The organism is Dietzia sp. CW19 (genome assembly GCF_014145265.1).
Taxonomy (GTDB): Bacteria; Actinomycetota; Actinomycetes; order Mycobacteriales; family Mycobacteriaceae; genus Dietzia; species Dietzia natronolimnaea.
Genome location: NZ_JAALEE010000438.1, coordinates 1 through 2173 on the forward strand (window position 1 = coordinate 1; position 2173 = coordinate 2173).

The following is a 2173-nucleotide window of genomic DNA, read 5'->3' on the forward strand; positions in this document are numbered from 1 at the left end:
GCCGGTCAGGACGCCCGTGCGACCGCGTGCGGCGGACAACCCCGCGGCGGCCGTGGCGAGCGCGGTGCTCCACGGGACCGGGACCAGGCCCCCGTCCCGGCCGCGGATCATCGGGGTGGTGAGGCGGTCGGGTTGCGTGGCGTAGGCGAAGGCCCACCGGCCCTTGTCGCAGTTCCACTCCTCGTTGACGTCCGGGTCGTCGCCGGCCAGCCTGCGCAGGACCTTCCCGCGGCGGTGGTCCGTCCGCTGCCCACAGCCGCTGGCGCAGTGCTCGCAGACGCCGGGGCTCGAGACCAGGTCGAACGGGCGCGCCCGGAAGCGGTAGGCGGCACCGGTGAGCGCCCCGACGGGGCAGATCTGGACGGTGTTGCCGGAGAAGTAGGACTCGAAGGGCTCGTCCCCGAAGACGCCCACCTGCTGCTGGGATCCCCGTTCCATCAGGTCGATGAACGGGTCGCCCGCGATCTGGTCCGAGAACCGGGTGCACCGGGCGCACATCACGCACCGCTCGCGGTCGAGCAGGACCTGCGCCGAGATCGCGATGGGCTTGGGGAACGTGCGCTTGACCTCGGTGAACCGGGAGTGCCCGTGGCCGCTGGAGAGTGCCTGGTTCTGGAGCGGACACTCACCGCCCTTGTCGCAGACGGGGCAGTCCAGCGGGTGGTTGATCAGCAGGAGTTCCATGACCCCGCGTTGGGCCTTGTCCGCGATCTCGGAGGTGAACTGGGTGCGCACCACCATGTCCTCGGTGACCGGGGTGGTGCAGGAGGTCACGGGTTTGGGGGCGCCCTCGACCTCGACGATGCACTGGCGGCAGGCGCCGGCCGGCTCGAGCAGCGGATGGTCGCAGAACCGCGGGATCTGAACGCCGAGGCGTTCGGCGGCGCGGATCACCAGCGTGCCGGCGGGCACGGAGACCCGGCGACCGTCCACGGTGAGGGTGACCAGGTCCTCGTCCCCGTCGGGCTTCAGGTCGGCGACGGTGTCGTCGGCGCGCGGGGTGATCTTGTTGGGCACGCGGTCGTCGGGGGTCATCGGGCCACCTCCTCGGTCCGGGCGAAGACGGTCGAGCGGCTGTGATCGAAGGGACAACCGTCGGGGATGTGGGCCAGGTACTCGTCCCGGAAGAGCGCGATGGACGACATGATGGGAGCGCCGGCGGCGTCCCCGAGCGCGCAGAACGACTTGCCGACGATGTTGTCCGAGATGTCGAGCAGCCGGTCCAGGTCGCTCTCCGTCGCGGTGCCGTCCTCGAGCCTGCGCATGATCTGCACCAGCCAGAACGTGCCCTCCCGGCAGGGTGTGCACTTGCCGCAGGACTCGTGGGCGTAGAACTCCGACCAGCGCAGCACGGCCCTCACCACGCAGGTCGTGTCGTCGAAGATCTGCAGCGCCTTGGTGCCGAGCATGGAGCCCTCGGCCGCGCATCCCTCGTAGTCCAGGGGCATGTCCAGCTGGGCGTCGGTGAGGATCGGGGTGGAGGAACCGCCGGGGGTCCAGAACTTGAGCGTGTGCCCCTCCCGGATGCCGCCGGCGTGGTCCAACAGTTCCCGCAGGGTGATGCCGAGGGGCGCCTCGTACTGGCCGGGCCGGGCCACGTGGCCGGACAGCGAGTACAGCGTGAAGCCGGGGGACTTCTCCGAGCCCATCGAGCGGAACCACTCGGGCCCGTGGTGGAGGATCGACGGGACGCTCGCGATGGACTCGACGTTGTTGACCACGGTGGGACAGGCGTAGAGGCCGGCGACGGCCGGGAACGGGGGACGGAGCCGGGGCTGCCCCCGACGGCCCTCGAGGGAATCGAGGAGCGCGGTCTCCTCACCGCAGATGTAGGCCCCGGCGCCCGCGTGGACCACGATGTCCAGGTCGAAGCCGCTGCCCAGGATGTCGCGCCCCAGGAACCCGGCCTCGTACGCCTCGGCGACCGCGGTCTGCAGCCGTCTGAGCACCGGTACCACCTCGCCGCGCAGGTAGATGAACGCGTGGGACGCCCGGATGGCGTACGCCGCGATCACCATGCCCTCGATCAGCACGTGGGGCGTGGCCAGCATGAGGGGCATGTCCTTGCAGGTCCCGGGCTCGGACTCGTCGGCGTTGACCACCAGGTAGTGGGGCTTGGCGGCGGGGTCGGAGGCCTCGGGGTCCTCGGGGGCGTCGGGGCCGGGGGCCTGCG

At 71.1% G+C, this 2173-nt stretch carries 2 protein-coding genes; both read right to left on the minus strand.

Annotation, left to right across the window (positions count from 1 at the left end; all coding sequences use genetic code 11):
* A partial coding sequence (locus G6021_RS12945; RefSeq protein WP_241736549.1) for a 2Fe-2S iron-sulfur cluster-binding protein occupies positions 1 to 1035 on the minus strand: 1035 nt, incomplete at its 3' end.
* The coding region (nuoF, locus tag G6021_RS12950) for an NADH-quinone oxidoreductase subunit NuoF (protein WP_182641468.1) at positions 1032 to 2173 on the minus strand (1142 nt) is incomplete at its 5' end. The genes G6021_RS12945 and nuoF, both read right to left, overlap by 4 nt.